At 65.2% G+C, this 16,070-nt stretch carries 14 protein-coding genes; 5 read left to right on the forward strand and 9 right to left on the reverse strand.

What is annotated here, in order from left to right; translation table 11 throughout:
• Nucleotides 1–4: 4 nt before the first annotated feature.
• From A5688_RS21600 to A5688_RS21615, 4 genes are all read left to right on the forward strand, one after another.
• Entirely contained in the window at nt 5–280 is a 276-nt protein-coding gene (locus A5688_RS21600; RefSeq protein ID WP_067836828.1) for a DUF6510 family protein, read from the forward strand.
• Nucleotides 280–930, forward strand: a complete 651-nt coding sequence (locus A5688_RS21605) for an RraA family protein (protein ID WP_067912730.1) — start codon at nt 280–282, stop codon at nt 928–930. The genes A5688_RS21600 and A5688_RS21605 overlap by 1 nt, the downstream gene beginning before the upstream one ends.
• Before the next feature lie 81 nt (nt 931–1,011).
• Entirely contained in the window at nt 1,012–1,440 is a 429-nt protein-coding gene (locus A5688_RS21610; protein ID WP_067912727.1) for a Rid family hydrolase, read from the forward strand.
• Nucleotides 1,441–1,527: 87 nt separating this feature from the next.
• Nucleotides 1,528–2,019: a DUF421 domain-containing protein gene (locus A5688_RS21615; protein WP_068268267.1), complete on the forward strand. Its 492-nt coding sequence runs from the start codon at nt 1,528–1,530 to the stop codon at nt 2,017–2,019.
• On the opposite strand, the gene A5688_RS21620 is transcribed toward A5688_RS21615, so the two are convergent.
• From A5688_RS21620 to A5688_RS21655, 7 genes are all read right to left on the reverse strand, one after another.
• The gene (locus A5688_RS21620) at nt 1,956–2,984 is read right to left on the reverse strand and encodes an NAD(P)/FAD-dependent oxidoreductase (protein ID WP_082955150.1); all 1,029 of its coding nucleotides are present in this window, start codon (nt 2,982–2,984) and stop codon (nt 1,956–1,958) included. The genes A5688_RS21615 and A5688_RS21620 overlap by 64 nt on opposite strands.
• 81 nt (nt 2,985–3,065) lie before the next feature.
• Nucleotides 3,066–4,304, reverse strand: coding sequence for a thiolase family protein (locus A5688_RS21625; RefSeq protein ID WP_067912724.1), 1,239 nt, complete (start codon nt 4,302–4,304; stop codon nt 3,066–3,068).
• A gap of 49 nt (nt 4,305–4,353) precedes the next feature.
• Nucleotides 4,354–4,869 (reverse strand): YkgB family protein, encoded by a 516-nt coding sequence (locus A5688_RS21630; protein WP_067836815.1) that lies wholly within the window; start codon nt 4,867–4,869, stop codon nt 4,354–4,356.
• 293 nt (nt 4,870–5,162) lie between these two features.
• Complete coding sequence (locus A5688_RS21640) at nt 5,163–5,729, reverse strand: GNAT family N-acetyltransferase (RefSeq protein WP_242663220.1); 567 nt, start codon at nt 5,727–5,729, stop codon at nt 5,163–5,165.
• Complete coding sequence (locus A5688_RS28225) at nt 5,690–5,884, reverse strand: hypothetical protein (RefSeq protein ID WP_067912718.1); 195 nt, start codon at nt 5,882–5,884, stop codon at nt 5,690–5,692. The genes A5688_RS21640 and A5688_RS28225 overlap by 40 nt, the downstream gene beginning before the upstream one ends.
• Before the next feature lie 252 nt (nt 5,885–6,136).
• A complete protein-coding gene (locus A5688_RS21650) occupies nt 6,137–8,413 on the reverse strand; it encodes a LuxR C-terminal-related transcriptional regulator (protein WP_067912714.1) in 2,277 nt (758 codons plus the stop codon).
• Between the two features lie 453 nt (nt 8,414–8,866).
• Nucleotides 8,867–9,973, reverse strand: a complete 1,107-nt coding sequence (locus A5688_RS21655) for an alpha/beta fold hydrolase (RefSeq protein ID WP_278184218.1) — start codon at nt 9,971–9,973, stop codon at nt 8,867–8,869.
• On the opposite strand from A5688_RS21655, the gene A5688_RS27810 reads away from it, so the two are divergent.
• Complete coding sequence (locus A5688_RS27810; protein WP_165607494.1) at nt 9,972–10,271, forward strand: hypothetical protein; 300 nt, start codon at nt 9,972–9,974, stop codon at nt 10,269–10,271. The genes A5688_RS21655 and A5688_RS27810 overlap by 2 nt on opposite strands.
• Before the next feature lie 30 nt (nt 10,272–10,301).
• Here the strand turns inward: A5688_RS27810 and A5688_RS21660 are convergent, their stop codons facing one another.
• Entirely contained in the window at nt 10,302–13,106 is a 2,805-nt protein-coding gene (locus tag A5688_RS21660; protein WP_067912708.1) for an ATP-binding protein, read from the reverse strand.
• An 87-nt stretch (nt 13,107–13,193) separates the two neighbouring features.
• The gene (locus A5688_RS21665; protein ID WP_067912705.1) at nt 13,194–16,004 is read right to left on the reverse strand and encodes a helix-turn-helix transcriptional regulator; all 2,811 of its coding nucleotides are present in this window, start codon (nt 16,002–16,004) and stop codon (nt 13,194–13,196) included.
• Nucleotides 16,005–16,070 lie beyond the last annotated feature (66 nt).

The following is a 16,070-nucleotide window of genomic DNA, read 5'->3' on the forward strand; positions in this document are numbered from 1 at the left end:
AGGAATGATGAGCGAACCGATGCACGTCGACGGTAACGCGGCCGCCGGTGCCTTCGCAGAAGTGCTGGGATTCGATGTGACCACCGCGATGTTGACCTGCGGGAAATGTTGTCGCACCCAAGCTTTCGCTGACAGTCACGTCTATCACCGCGGGCCCGGCATCGTGGTGCGCTGCCCGTGCTGCGGAGACGTCCTGGCCCGGCTGGTGCGAACGCCCACCGATGTGTGGCTCGACCTCCGAGGTGCCCAGTCCTGGCGAGTTCCGATCTCCGCCCGCTGATGGAGTCCCTCGACGCGCTCGCCGGTCGCGTGCGCACCGCCGACATCGTGGACGCCATGGGGCGAGGGCACCAACATCGTTGTCATCTTCTCGATTTGGTGAGCCCGACACCCGGTCGCCGGCTGTTTGGCCCTGCCGTGACCATCTCGTATTTCCCGGCGTGCCGGGCCGCTCTCCCCGCCGAGCGCTACAACTTCAAGAGGTTGTTCTACGACGCCATCGAAGGCGGCGCCGACGGGCACGTGTTGGTCCTGGCCAGCAACGGCTACACCGATGCGTCACTGGGCGGTGGTACAAAGCTGTCGCGTGTCCAAAACCACCGGCTCGCCGGCATTCTCGCGGACGGGCGGCTGCGCGACTTCGCCGAGCTCGAACTCTACGATCTCGCCATCTATTGCCGAGGCGAAACGACGCGGTGGGGCGGCGACGTCGTCACCCCGTACGAGGCGAACCGCCCGGTCGTGGTCGCCGGTGTGGCGGTCCGTCCGGGCGACTACGTCTTCGCCGACGCCTCCGGCGCCGCCGTCGTACCCGCCGGCGACGTGCGCGCCGTACTACGCGCCGCCAACCAAGTCGCGGGGGAGGACGCGGAGGCCATCGCCACCATCAGAGGCGAAACCCCAACTACACCGGGAGGCAATGAGAACTGACGGGCCTACCGCTAGCAAACCGAACTTTGTGCCGTCCACGACCACGCTTCTGACAATCAACGATGAGAGGAAACCGCCCGCATGGCCAAGATCGAATTCTTCGACACCCCCGGATACGGCGAGATCGCCCGTACCCGCAACCGCTACAGGCAAGCCCTACGCATCGGCGATCGCATCGAGATCTCCGGCCAAGGCGGCTGGGACGCGGACTTCACCTTGACGGCCACGTCCCTGGAGGATGAGATCGTCAAGGCATGCGACAACGTGGAAAAGACCCTCGCTGAGGCCGGCGCCGGTTGGCGCGACGTCGTGAACGTCCACTCCTACCACGTTCCGACCGAAGATGATTCCATTGGTAATCAACACATGTCGGTGATGGTGGACCAGTTCCGCAAGAGGTTCGGCGAAACTCTGCCGCTGTGGACCGCGCTCGGCGTCGAGGCGCTCGCACTGCCCGGCCAGCACGTCGAGATCGAGGTCGTCGCCATCATCGGATCCGGCAGCAAGTAGACGCCGGTACCAGGTCGCGAAGCGTCGCCCCTGGGCACCGGGCAAGGCCGCAAAAGTCGATGACTGACTCCTGAAACGGAGGCACCCGTGGACCGAATACTTCATGTCCTGATCGGTGACCCGGCCGGTGCCGTCGATGCCGCCATCAAAACCTCCGCGCTGTTCCTCACGGCTGCGATCTTGTTTCGCTTCATGGAGCGCCGCACCCTTGCCGAATTCGCTCCGTTCGACTGGATCGCGGCGGTCGCCGCCGGAGCCATCGTCGGTCGGGCTGCTACCGCCAGCGATACCACGTGGCTCAACGCAACCGCGGCGCTCATTTGTCTTCTCGCCACCCACGCGGTACTAGCGAGATTGCGGTTCATTCCGGGGATTCGGCGTGTCATCGATCCGCCTCTGAAAGTGCTGATCCGCAACGGTCACGTCGACCGGCGCAACCTGCGTCGGTGCGGACTAACCATCGCCGATCTCGAAGCTGTGCTACGGCAGCACGGACACGAAAGCTCCGATCGTATTCACCTCGCGGTCTTCGAAGCCAAAGGCGCGATTTCCGTTCTGTTAACGGATGGGGGCGGGTGATCGGCACGGTTCTCGGATTCGGTTCGATAGCAGTGCGGTTGGCTCAGCCAGCGCTGCGCATCGAGTGCGGCCGCGCAGCCACTGGCTGCGGCGGTGACTGCCTGGCGGTAGCGGCGGTCGATCAGGTCACCGGCGGCGAATACGCCCTCCAGGGAGGTACGGGTTGTATCGCCATTGGTCACGATGTGGCCACCGGCATCTAGGTCGACGAGTCCGATCAAGAGACCCGAGCACGGTTTCTGGCCGACAGCGACGAAGACGGCCGCAACCGCGATGGTGGAATCGCCGGCGTGGCGCGTGTCGCGTATGCGCAGCCCGGTGACATGTTGGGCGCCGTGTACGGCCAGCACTTCGGTGTTTGTCAGGATCGCGACGTTGGGATGTGCCCGCAGGCGAGCGACGGCGATGGGTGATGCCCGTAGTCGGGGGCGATGGTGGACGAGGGTGACGCGGCGGGCCAGCGGCACAAGGTGAAGCGCCTCTTCAACGGCACCGTCGCCGCCGCCGATGACGGCGACGTCACGACCGGAGAACTGTGCGCCGTCGCGTTTCGCGCTGGTGCTCACGCCGCGGCCGAGGAGCTCGCGTTCGCCCGCCACGTTGAGGGGCCGGCCCGCTGAGCCCAGGGCGAGAATGATTGCACGGCCGTGGTATTGGGCATCGCGCACGCCGACCGTCTTGACCGCGCCGCCAAGATCGAATCTGTCGACGTAGCCGGGGTAGAGCTCCGCGCCGAACTGCTGCGCCTGCCACCGCATCGCGGCAGCCAGCGCGGGACCCGCGACGGATGGCGCGACACCGGGGTAGTTGTCTACCTGCCCGGCAGCTAACAGCGCCCCGCCGGGCTGGTGGCCTTCGACGACCAGGGTGTCCAGTCCGGCCCGAGCCGAATAGATCGCCGCGGTGTATCCGGCTGGACCTGACCCGACAACGATGACATCACGAATCCGGGTTGTGTCGGCCATCAATCGGTGTGGGCCCGATCTGGAGCGTCGTGGGTCAAGCGTGCCCGCCCTCGGTGTTGTCGCGGTGGGAGTGCCCGCCTTCTAGTCTGCGCCAACGTTTTCCAACACGACTGCTACGGCCTGACCAGAGCCGATACAGACCCCGATCACTCCATAATGGGCGGCTCGTTCACGCAGTTCGGTCGCCAGCGTCAACAAATAGCGAGTACCCGTAGCCCCGAATGGATGTCCGATCGCGACCGCACCGCCATTGGGTGTCAGCTTGTCATCGGGCACCACGAAACCGTCTAGCTGGTTTGGCAATTCCCGCAGCACGCCCAGCGCCTGGGCGCTGAACGCCTCGTGCACCTCCCACACGTCGATCTGCTCGGGGCTGAGTCCTGCCCGCCGGATCGCGGCCGGGATCGCCCATGCGGGGGCCACGCCCATAATGAGCGGGTCGATGCCATAGACCGCACTCGATACCACTCGGGCTAGCGGCTGGATGCCGAGGTCGCTGGCTCGCTGTCCGGAAGCGATGACTACGGCACTGGCACCATCACTCAAAGGCGAGGAGTTGGCCGCCGTCATTTGAGTCGTTCCGGGCTGGGCCGGTAAAGCCGCCAGCGCCTCGGCGGTGGTGTCATCACGGATGAACTCATCATGTTCCGCCAGCCGGGCCGGTGCCTTTTTTGTCGCCGGAAGCGGCACGGGCATAATCTCTTTGGCTAGCCGACCTCGATCACGCGCAGCCTTGGCATGTTGCTGGGACCGCAGCGCAAAGGCATCGATCTCCTCGCGGTCCAGTGAGTAGCGGTCGGCGACATTTTGCGCGGTCTCGATCATGCTGATGTAAGCGTTGCGGGCCAACAAAACCGGGTTGGGCGGTCCTCCAGCGCCGCTCCACATGGTGTCGAGCATGAGGACCGGACCCCGGGGACTGAACGCTGCGTCGCCCTTCATCAGCGCCCACCCCGATCGTGACATCGACTCGACTCCACAGGCGATACCCAGGCCGAGGTCGCCGGCTTTGATCGCATGGCTAATGGTCACCGCCGCGGTCAGTGATGATCCGCAAAATCTGTTCACGGTGGCCCCGGCCGCAGTGTCAGGAAAACCGGCAGCCAATGCCGCCCACCGGGCGACATCGCCCATGCCTTCGTGAGCAGGGTTCACGCAACCCGCCACGATGTCTTCCACGGCATTGAGCGGCACACCGAGCCGGTCGCACGCGCCCTTCATCGTCATACCCAGCAAGTCATCGGGCCGAATACCCGACAATGTGCCGCCATAGCGGGTGAACGGGGTTCGTACGCCACCCAAAACATAAGCCTCAGTCATCGCTACCCTTTTCCGCATGCATAGCGCGCAACTTCATCAGCGTGAGGTGTCAGCCCGTTTTGGCGAGCGTCACCTGTCTGCGGGTTGCGTCAATCGCGTCCACCAGCAGCCACAGCGCTAAGCCGAAGAGTGCGATGTCCTTCATCAAGAATTCCCCGTCGGCGGACAAAACGGGGAAGCCACCAGCAGACGCCTCGCCGACCCCGGGGGTCGTGATCATGAAGCTCAGCGTGGTCACGAAGAACAGCGAGGCGAAGGCGCCGCCCACCACGGAAGCCCTGGGGAACCATGGTTTGACGGCCAGCAGTGCCGCAGTGATCAATTCTATCGATCCGTTCAATCGACCAAACGCATCGATGGAAATGATCTCGTAGATCCAACCCAAGAAGGGGCTGTTGGCCACCCAATGCGAAATACCTTGGGATTCATAGTGAGTAAATTTCATGGCGCCGAACCAGGCCAAGACGATGACCAGACCATAGCGTGCGACAAGAGGCGCAATGTCGGTCGTTCGAGACTTTCCTGGCCTATCAGTCATCACGGCGGTGGCCTCACCCTGCGACATGTGGTCTCCGTTCTGTGTGTATGCGTTTCACCGCGTGGCTGTCGACGCGGTGCTCCAGGCGGTTTCGGTTGCGGCCCAGATCAGCGACCAGGATCTCTGCGCAGAGGGTGAGTTGTCGTCATCCACCGGTGCAATTCACCCGGGTGAGATGGCGATAAGCCGTTGTGCGGCAGAGTAGTTCGGACCTGCAGCGACACCACTTGGTCACCACGGGTATCGCGTCGGGCTCGTCTGTTAGCCAGACAGCGACGCCGACCGGCAACGGGTGCGCTACGACGCCCTTCCGTCCGGGTTCATCCCGCGCACGCCGGCTCCGGTAGGTCCAGATCGGCCTTCGTCAGACGGTAGACCTGTAGCGTGAGGTTGTAGTACTTGTCGGTCTCGCCGACCCATTCCATTCCTACCCGTCGGGCGGTAGCCACACCACGGCGATTGTCCGGTCGCACGACTGCGAAGACCTCACTGACACCGAGGTTTTCGAATGCTTGATGGGCGACCGCGTGACCCGCTTCCGCGCCATACCCGTAGCCCCAGGCCTTCGGAGACAGCTGCCACCCGATTTCTAGATCCGTGCCGCCCGGCGGCAATGGGAGCAGGGCCACGCCCCCGATCACGTCGCCGGAGTCTCTGTCGGTGATCGCCCATCGGCCCAACGGCAGCCCGGTCGGGTCGCTTTCGGCGATCCACGCCGCCAGGACGCGTCGCATTTCGGTCCCATCGACGATGGGGGACAGGGCCGGACGCAGCCAACGCGTCACTTCGGGCGCACCGTATATGGCATGAGCGGCGAGATCGTCATCGAGCCGCCACGGCCGTAACGTCAGCCGGGGGTGCTGATGCGCCGCGCGTCGGCGTCCGATTCAACGTGACGATGCGCAACCATTAGGCTCCTAGCGTTGTCTGCACGCAGTTGGTACGGCACCCAAAAATCATCGACGTCTTCTGCATCGATCACCCAGTCCTCAGCAGCGATGGCCTCCGCGTATCCGCGAAAGTCCTTGTTGACGTTACTCATTGGTTCAACGTATTGGTCCGGGCCCGCGGTTGTCCCGTGACGGAGTGCCTTGTAATCACACGTCCTCCGTTATTGGGTCTTTCGCAGAGCGATTTTTCACCCAGCCCGGAGCAACCCGTTGATCCGAAACTCATGCCCGGCAGGTCGATGGCAAGCAATGTTCTCAGCATGACCCGAAACCGATTCAGCTGTCATCACCCTCACCACCATTCACCCGGGTGAGGTCAGGCCGACAGCCGCGAGGCATGCGAACTACAAAAGGCCGAGTTCTCGCGCCCGGCTCACCGCCGCGCCACGGTGCTCAACGCGGAGCTTGCGGTAGACGGCGCGCTGGTGGGTCTTCACGGTATTGAGCGAGACATAGAGCCGCTGACCGATTTCACGTCGCGACAACCTGGTGGCGAGCAGGCGAAGAACCTCAAGCTCCTTGGGGGTCAGTTCCTCACCGGCAACGCAACTCTCGCTGCGCGAACTCGCCGCGACGCCCGCGCTCCGCTGGGTCGCGGCGAGCAGTGTCGGGGCGATGCCGGCATCGGCGCAACCGCTCACCAGCGTCGCGACCTCTTCGAGACTCGCCTTTGCGTTCTGGTGGTCGCCGAGATCCTCGAAGATCTCCGCTCTGACCGACAGCGTCTTGGCCACCTCGAGGCCTGCTCCGCCTTGGCGCGCCGACATGACGGCCATGTCGGCGGCATGCGCCGCTTCGTTCGTGTCACCGCGCAGACGAAGGACTTTGGCCGTGGCAAGCGACACCATCACGTCCACGAGGTGTTCCGCATCCGCGAGATCGCGTGAGCTGCCGGAAGCCGGACGGATTTGACGTTCGGCGTCTGCGAGCCGGCCATGCTCCGCCGAAATCAGCGCCAGATAGCCCAACGCGTAGATGCGGGCGCGACGATCGCCCACCTTTTCGGCCAGCTCTACGGCGCGCCGGAAGGCGGCTTGCGCCTCGGGGGTATTGCCCGAAAAGTACAGTGCGGCACCATAGATGCAGTAGGCACTTGATCGGCCGAGCCGCGCTTCGCCGAGATCGAGGGTGATTGCTTGGCGCGCTATCTCAAGCGCCCCGGTGATGTCGGCCGTCTTGAACGAGTGAATCGCGCGCAACACGACGACTTGAGCGCTAATAGTGCGACCATCTGCAGTGTCGGCCGCGGATCGGGTTTCGACTGCCTCGATCCACTCGGCGGCATCATCGAGTTGACCGACGCTTAGGGCGATCCAGGCCCGGGCCACGCTCAGCCGCGGATCCTGTAAAACCGTCTCCTCGGGAAGCAGATCGAGATAGCCGGAGATGGTCGATGCTCCGCCCCCGTTGAATTCATCGACCCAGTCCGCGGCGATCAGATCAGCACTGCGCGCGATGTCACCGGCAGCGAGCAGGTGACGCACCGCCTCATCGATGAGCCCCTCGGCCTCGAACCACGTCGCGGCTCGTCGGTGCAGATCGGCGACGAGATCGGGCTGGGTGCGGCGCAGCTCGGTGTGCAGCAACTCTCCGAATAGCTGGTGATAGCGGTACCAGTGACGCGACGTGTCCAGTGGCACCACAAACAGGTTTTCGCGCTCGATCTTCTGCAAGACCGAGGCCGAGCCAGACGTCTGCAGCACCGCGTCGCACAGCGCACCGCTTAGCCGTCCCAAGACCGACGTACGTAGCAAAAAGCTGCGCAGGTGCGGTGGCTGACCGTCGAGTACCTCGGCCATCAAGTAATCGACGATATGACGGTTATCGCCTGCGAACGTCCTGATGAACGTGGCGGTATCGGCACGCCCGGCAAGCGACAGGGCGGCAAGGTAGAGGCCGGCAACCCACCCTTCAGTGCGTCGGTGCAGCAGTTGAATGTCTCCGGGGGCCAAGCCCAGCCCGAGGACATCGTTCAGCAGGTGGTCCGCCTCGATCGGCCCGAAACGCAAATCGTCGGTTCGCAGCTCGGCAAGCTCGCCGCTGGCCCTCAGCCGAGCCAACGGCAACATCGGATCGGAGCGGGTGGCCAACACCAGGTGAAGATTCGCCGGCATCCGGCTGATGAAGAACGCAAGTTGCTCATGCACCGCTCGACCTACCACCAGATGGTAGTCATCGAGAATGAGCACGACCGGACTAGCGATTGTGTCCAGATCATTCAGCAGGGTAGGCAGTACGACCTGCACTGGGTCGGCGCCCATCGCTAGGAGTTCGACCGCGCGAATCCCCACTCCGGGACTGACCTTCTGCAGCGCGGCGACCACATACATCCAAAACCACGCCGGGTCGTTGTCGGAGGAGTCAAGCGACAGCCAGGCGAACCGCTCGTCCTCGCCCGCGCCCAAAGCCCACTGCGCCAGCAATGTCGTCTTGCCCCAGCCTGCCGGCGCACTCAGTAGGGTCAGCTTGCGGTGGCGTCCCGCCGATAGTGCGTCCAGCAGGGCGCCCCGGTGAACGAGTTGCCCGCCGATGGCAGGGACGTGCAGCTTGGTGGCGAGCAGAACTGCTCGCGCAGCGGCTTCTCCGACGCCGTTGTCGCTGCGCCCAGCTGAGCCGCTCATGCCCGAACTCCGCCAATCCGTTGAATCCAGCAGCCGGGCGGGAAAACTCGGCGTTGACGCGCCGTGGGTGGACGCTGGCGGCTCGGCATCCCAGTTGTTCCCTGCAGGGTCGGCCGGTCTCGTTCTGCCCGGCAATTGCGGCGACCCCATTGAATCAGGTGCGTTCCCCGCGATTACCTCCGGCGCACGCTGGCGATGCCCGTTTGGGCTGGGGGACCGGCATCCCGGCAACGGCCCAATGATGTTCTCGTGAGTCGTGCTCACGCTTTGCCCGCTCACCTTATTTCTCCTCGTTGGCAATTCAGAGCTCAATGACTACGTTGGCAGCGCGGGCACCGCCTCACCATCACCCAACGGGTGATCTTTAGGGTCGGGTGGGTGTATGCCTAGTGGCCCTGATCGCGCAACCCCCCGCGAAGACTCCGAGTAAAGCGGGGGCACTGCCTAACCGGCTCATGACACCCGGTCCTCCACTTCGACGGGTGACGCCGTAAGTGCCGGATCGCAATGGTTTACGCGGAAGTCGCCGCCTGGCGGCTTTTCCGACGCCGCGGACGCGCCCGGGTCATACTGACTCCCAGCTGCAAGAGCTGGGCTGGTGCCGGCGATGGCGGAGCTGATGGCTGCGGTGACCACCTGCGGGATTTCATGCAAGAGCGTGTGCCCTGCGGTGGACCGGTGGATGAGCGTCGCCCCGGGGATACCGTCGGCCAGCTCGCGGGCGTGCCACATCGGCGTGAGCTTGTCCGCTCCTCCACTGATGATGGTGGTATTGGCCGTGATAGAGCTCAGGGTCGTCGAGCAGTCGTACTCTTTCAGACCGCGCAGGAATCCGACTTTGGTCGTCGACGGCGTGGCGTTGACGGCGGCCGCGGACATAGTGACCAGCGATTTCGGGGCGGCTTCACCATATCCGCCAAATCTGGTCAGTGCCGCGCACACCGGCCGGGCGAGGAATTGAACGACCTCATCCGTACCCGCGCGGGGCATGCGGTGTACGAGGTGATAGAGCATGGTTGTCGCGGGGGTGCTCAGCAGCCGACCGAGGCCGCGCGAGGCGAGATTTCCCGCAGCGGTCGCGACGAGCACAAGGCACTCCGGTTCGACGGGACGCTTGCCGGCCGGCCGGCGGAGATAGGCTAAGGCCGTCATGCCGCCCATCGAGTGCCCTACCAGGGTGAGCGGGCGCGTAACGCCAAGCGCGACCAGCAACTCGGCGAGGTCGTCGGCGAGTCGGTCGATCCGGTACGTGTGCATTGACGCATTGCCGGATTCGCCGTGACCACGGTGGTCGTAACTGATGATCCGGATGTCGTTGCCCCAGCGACGGATCAGCTGTGTCATCTGGATGTTCCACGATTCCTTGTTCAAGCAAAAGCCGTGGAGAAGTACGACTGTATGGCCAGCGGCGGGAGACCCCCAGTCACGAACGGACAGCGAGACGCCATCGCTCGTGGTGACTGTGCGGTCGCGGGCCAGCGACCGGCGTGTGCCGGGCGTCCGCCTACGGCTGGATCGCGTTGCCGGCCCCGGTGGCGTCACCGCTTTGTCACCGGACATGGCCATCGAGATGTACGGTCCTGCTTGCTGTTTCGACGAGCGAGCCAGCGCGACCGACGGTCATCGGGACACCATCGTGTACCCGGCGACACCGAACGCTACCGGCACCATCGCCAGCATTCCAAGCGCCGCATTCAACATTGTTCGCTCTTTCCCTTGTGCCCTCACCGGCACGGTGTGGCCTGGCTGGGCCGTCGCTTTGGGTGAGAACATGATTAGTTTTCGAGTACTACGGTCGTCGGGCGGGCAGCGGAAAACCATCGCCCGGGGGATGATTTTGAGAGCCGGATGGATGTAGTACTAGGCGGCCCCGTATTTGACGTGTCGGTCAATCAGAGCCGCGCATCAGCTGCGCCAATTCGGCGCGGGAAGTGATCCCCAGTTTGGCAAATGCGTTGTGTACGTGGGTCTTCACGGTGTGGGGGGAGAGGTGCAGTTGCTGCGCGACGGAGCGGTTGGTCGCGCCCTGTGCGATGAGGTTGATGACAGTGAGTTCGGAATCGGTGAGGCTGTCCCAGCCCGTTCTCGCCCGCGGGTGGTTGACGATGCGCCGTTCCACGCCTAATCGGCGCAGCGCGCGGCCGACGCGGCGGGCATCGGCGAGCGCTTCGCATTTTACGAAAGTGTCGAATGCCTTATCGAGGCTCTCGATCGCCTCCGCATCGCGTCCGGCGCGTACTAGTTCATCAGCGGCGTCCTCGGCGGCGTCGGCGTAAAGAAGCGGACGCCACGTACCCAACGCGTTGGCCGCTTCCAACAGCGCATCGGCGTCACCATCCAGGATTCCGCGGGCCTGCTGTGCGACCGCCGCGAACAACGTCACTCCGGGGCGCTCGCGTTCCAGCACCTCGACGCTCTGCAGCACCCGCGCGCGCAGCCCGGCGTCGCCGGCCGCTGACGCCACCCGCGACATCAAGATGACTTGGTCGAACACGTTAGGCCACAGCGGTGTGATGACACGCGTGTTCTCACCCCCGAGCCAGCGCACCGCATCGTGGACGTCGCCGCGGTGCCACGCGGCAAGCGCGACCACGTAAGCCGCGCCGCAGGACAATAAGGGTGAGGTACTGGGATACAGGACCAATGCCTCAGACACCAGGTCTTGCAATAACTTTCGGTCACCTGTTCGCGCGGCGACCTCAGCCAGAACGAGTATGCGCTCAATGTTGACCTCGGTACTGTTCGCCCATTCGCGCCGGGGCAGCGCCTCGATGGTGCCACGCGCCGCGGCCAAACGACCCGCCGCCGCATGAACCATCCCGCCCAGGTGGGTCCAGCCGGGAAGCGCCATCGCGTTGCGCTCGCGATGCGCTTTCTCGGAACCCTCGGCAACCTGCGCGCTGGCGTCCTCCAAGCTGCCCGTGCAAACAATTAGGCCTGCGCGGCGCTTGGCCGCGTATATGCCGCCGAAGGTAGCCTCACCGCTGCGCGTCAGCGCTTCTACCTCGTCCATACGCCGAAGCGCGCGCACCGCATAACCGTCCTGATAGTCGATCAGGGCAAGCGCGGTGTCGCTGATGATCCGGGCTTCCAAATCACCTGTCGCTGCGGCCGCGGCCGCGGCCGCACCCGCTGCCGAGGCGTCCGCATGCAGGCCGTTGACCACCTCGAAGTAGGCCACCCATGCTTGATGGCGCGCCCTGGTGATGTCGTTGATGCCGACCAATTGCAGTGCGCGACGGAGCTCGGCAATGCGTTGCTCCGGGTCCTCGGTGCCCGCAGCCACCTGCAGCCGAATCTCGGCTTCGTCGTCTTGCGACAGCTGCGTTGCGAGCGCCCTGTCGGCAAGCGCCTGGGCCTCGTCATACCGGGTCGCCCGATTCAGCCACTCCACCGTGTCGGCGACGAGTGACCCGTAGTTTCCGTCGTGGGCGGGCAATAGGTCCAACGCGCGCTTGCTCAAGTCGGCGGCCGCACTCGCATCGCCACGGCCAACCGATTGCGCGGCTTGGCGCAGCGCATCGATCGCCTCCCGGTCTCCCGGCTCGGCGCTGCGTGCCAGCTGGGTGGCCACCTCTGCCGGGGCCGCGCCCATCCCCAGCATGACCGACGCCGCTTGGCGCTCCATTGCCCGCCGCAACGACTGCGGCAAAGACTGCCGGGTGGCCTCACGCAGCAAGTCGTGCCGAAATCTCAGCCGCGCACCATCTTCCACGAGCAGATCCGCGCGCACCGCCTCCTCGAGCGCCGACAGCAACGACGCCGGCTGGCGTTCCAGCATGGCGGCCAACAGCCCGGCCGAAAACCGATCGGGCAGCACCGCGGCCACTCGCACCAACTCCGACGCGTCGCCGGCGAGCAGGTCCAGCCGCTGGTGCATCGTTGCGCCCAGGCGCCGCGGCAGCGCGTCTCCGGTGGCCAGCACCCGCCCGCCGCTGACGTTCAGTCGGCCTTCCTCGCCCAGCCCCCCGAGCAACTCGCTGACCAGAAACGGATTTCCGTGCGCCTTGGCGGCCAGATTCAATAGCGACACATCGGCTTTCGCCCGTACGGCGTCTTGGACCATGTCAGCGACCGCGTCCGCCGTCATCGCGCCCACCCGCACAACCGCCGCCCCCGCGCGTTGCAGCACCGACAACGTCTCTTGCACCGCCGGCCCGCCCGCCCCGGTGCGGGCAGTCAACACCCACAACACCGGCGCACCCGGCCGCACGGTGGCCAGCGACCGCAGCGCCAACAGGGTGGCGTTATCGGCCCAGTGGATGTCCTCCAGAAGGATCGCCAGCGGGGTCTGTGCGGCTGCCGTATGAATAGCGTCGGCCAAATCGTGCACCACCCAGTAGCGGAGATCGGCCGAAGTGCCCAAGCGGCGCAAAGCCTCCGCATCACCGACGGGGGGATCCGCGCGCAGGGTCGCCATGAACAGCGAGAAAAATGGCACCGTCTGCTGATATTCGAAGGCCTCGCCGAACAGTGCCCGAACGCCGGCCTTCTCGGCGAGCGCCAAGACCTCGGTGAGCAAACGACTCTTGCCGATGCCGGGCGGACCCTCGATGACCAGCACGCCCCCGCGCCCTTGGGCCACCGCGGTAACCAGTGAGCCGATCAGTTTCAGCTCGTCAACCCGCCCCCGAATCGGAGGGGTGACCAGCCGCTCGCCGCCGACATCGAATAAGCCGGTTGAAGACCCCACGGGGTTCCCTGTCTTCCGTCTAGCGGACTGCCACTGCAGTGCACGTCATTCTAGGCCGTGCACGTCAACTACCCGATGAGCTGTCGATCAGTCAGCGCCTCGCATGAGCTGCGCCAATTGGGCGCGGGAAGTAATGCCGAGCTTGGCAAACGCATTGCGTACGTGGGTCTTCACGGTGTGGGGGGAGAGGTGCAGTTGCTGTGCAACGGAGCGGTTGGTCGCGCCTTCGGCGATGAGGTGGACGACGGTGAGTTCAGAGTGGGTGAGGCTGTCCCAGCCCGTTTTTGCCCGCGGGTGGTTGACGATGCGCCGTTCCACGCCCAACCCACGCAGCGCGCGGCCGACCCGACGGGCATCGGCGGTCGCCCCGCACTCGATGTAGGTGTCGAATGCCGCGTTCAGCTGATCGAGCGCCTCAGCGTTGCGCTGTGAGCAACTCAACTCGCCGCCGGCGTCCTCGGCAGCGCCAGCGTAAAGAAGCGGCCGCGAAGAAGTGCGAAGCAACTCCGCAACCGCCACCAGCGCCTGGGCATCGTGTTCGAGGATCCCGCGGGCATACCGAGCCACCGCCGCCAACAGGGGCACAGCAGGTCGTTCACGCTCAAGCACCTCGGCGGCCTGCAAGACCCGCGCGCGCAAGCCGGCATCACCGGCGGCCGAGGCCACCCGCGCAGCCAAGATCAGCCGAACCAATGCGTGGGGGAAAAGGGGTGTCCCCAGTAGGCTGATGTCGCCAAGCCAGCGCGCTGCTTCATGAACGTCGTCGCGATACCACGCCGCCCGCGTCAGCACATACGCTGATGCTCGATGTTGGCCAGGTGAACCGATGGAGTGGGCATCGCGTGCATCATTGGCCGTCTGCTGCAGCAAGTTCCGGTCGTCGGTGTGCGCCGCCACCTCAGCGAGGGTCAGCATACGATGCACGTCCTGCTCAGTCGCGCCTGTCGGCTGTGGGGGCGGCAGAGAATCGGCCGCGTCGCGAGCGGCCGACAGCCGGCCTGCAGCGAGGTGGACCCACCCACTAAAGACGGCCCAGGTAGTGAGGGCCAACGAGTTGCCTTCCCGGCTGGCTTGCGCTATGCCTTCGGCGACGCGGGCGGTCGCGTCGTCCAATCGGCCGACCACTGCCAGAAAGTTTGCGTGGAACATCGCGGCATAGGCATGTGCCAACGCCGTTTCATTCGTGTAGGCGAGTGGGCGAAGCTGTTCGAGGCGGGCTAGTGCGCGGGCCGCGTACCCCTCACCAGAATCGAGCAAAGCGTGGGTGACCTCGGCCATGATGGTGGCCTCGAGATCACCGGTGGCTGCCGCAGCGGCGGCAGCTTCGTCGGCTGCGGTGCGCCATTGCCCACTTTTGTCCTGCAACGCCAGGTTGAAGGCCAGCCACGCCAGATGCCGAGTCCGGGTGACCTCGCTGATGCCGCTCAACTGCAGCGCTCGGCGGTTCTGCTCTACGCGGTGCGGTGAACTGTGCTTGGTATGCGTCGGAAGCCGAAGGCGGATCTCGGCCTCGACTTCGGGCGAAGCCGCCTCCGCGAGTGCCACGGCGGCCAATTCTTCCGCCTCGCCATAGCGGCCGGCCCGGTTGAGCCACTCCATCGTTTCCGCGACCAGGGATCCATGCTCATCGTCGTCGGCGGGCAACAGCTCCAAAACGCGCCTGCTCAAGTTCGCGGCCGCGTTCGCATCGCCGCGGCCAACCGATTGCGCGGCTTGGCGCAGTGCGTCGATCGCCTCTCGGTCCCCCGGCTCGGCGCTGCGTGCCAGTTGGGTGGCCACCTCGGCCGGCGCCGCGCCCATCCCCAGCATGACCGATGCCGACTGCCGCTCCATCGCCCGCCGCAACGACTGCGGCAAGGACTGGCGGGTGGCCTCGCGCAGCAAGTCGTGCCGGAATCTCAACTGCTCGCCGTCTTCGACGAAAAGATCCGCGCGCACGGCCTCCTCGAGCGCCGACAGCAGCGACGTCGGCGATCGTTCCAGCATCGCGGCCAGCAAGCCGGCCGAGAACCGGTCCGGCAGCACCGCGGCCACCCGGACCGCCTCTGAGGCACCCTCGGAGAGCAGGTCGAGTCGTTGATGCATGCTGGCGCCCAGACGCCGCGGAAGCTCATATCCGGTGGCCGCCGCGCGCCCACCGGTGACGTTCAGTCGGTCCTCCTCGCCTAGCCCCCCGACAAGCTCGCTGACCAGAAACGGATTTCCGTGCGCCTTGGCGGCCAGATTCAGCAGCGACACATCGGCTTTCGCCCGCACGGCGTCGCAGACCATCTCGGCGACCGCATCCGGCGTCATGGCACCCAACCGCAAAAATGTGGCATTCGCGCGTTGCAGCACCGACAACGTCTCTTGCACCGCCGGCCCCCCGGCCCCGGTGCGGGCGGTCAAGACCCATAGCACGGAGGCATCCGGCCGCGCGGTGGTGAGCGACCGCAGCGCCAACAGCGTGCCGTTATCGGCCCAGTGAACGTCCTCCAGCACAATCGTCAGTGGTGTTTCCGCGGCCGCGGCATGAATCGCGTCGGCCAAATCGTGCACCACCCAATAGCGAAGATCGGCCGAGCCTCCTAGCTGACGCAACGCCTCGGCGTCGCCCACCGGGGGATCGGCGTTGAGCGTGGCCATGAACAGCGAGAAAAACGGCACCGTCTGCTGATACTCGAACGCCTCGCCGAACAAGGTGCGTACGCCGCCCTTGTCGGCCAGCACCAACACCTCGGTCAGCAACCGACTCTTCCCGATGCCGGGCGGGCCTTCGATGACCAGCACGCCCCCGCGCCCTTGGGCCACCGCGGTAACCAGTGAGCCGATCAGTTTCAGCTCATCTGCCCGCCCTCGAATCGGCGGGGTGACCAGGCGCTGGCCGCCGACGTCAAATACGCCGGTCGAAGGACCCATCGGGTGTCCTGTCTACGGATTATTTAGCGGATTGCCGTTGCAGTGCACGTTATTGTAGGCCGCACA

Source organism: Mycobacterium mantenii, from assembly GCF_001667865.1.
In the GTDB taxonomy this organism is placed as follows: Bacteria; Actinomycetota; Actinomycetes; order Mycobacteriales; family Mycobacteriaceae; genus Mycobacterium; species Mycobacterium mantenii_A.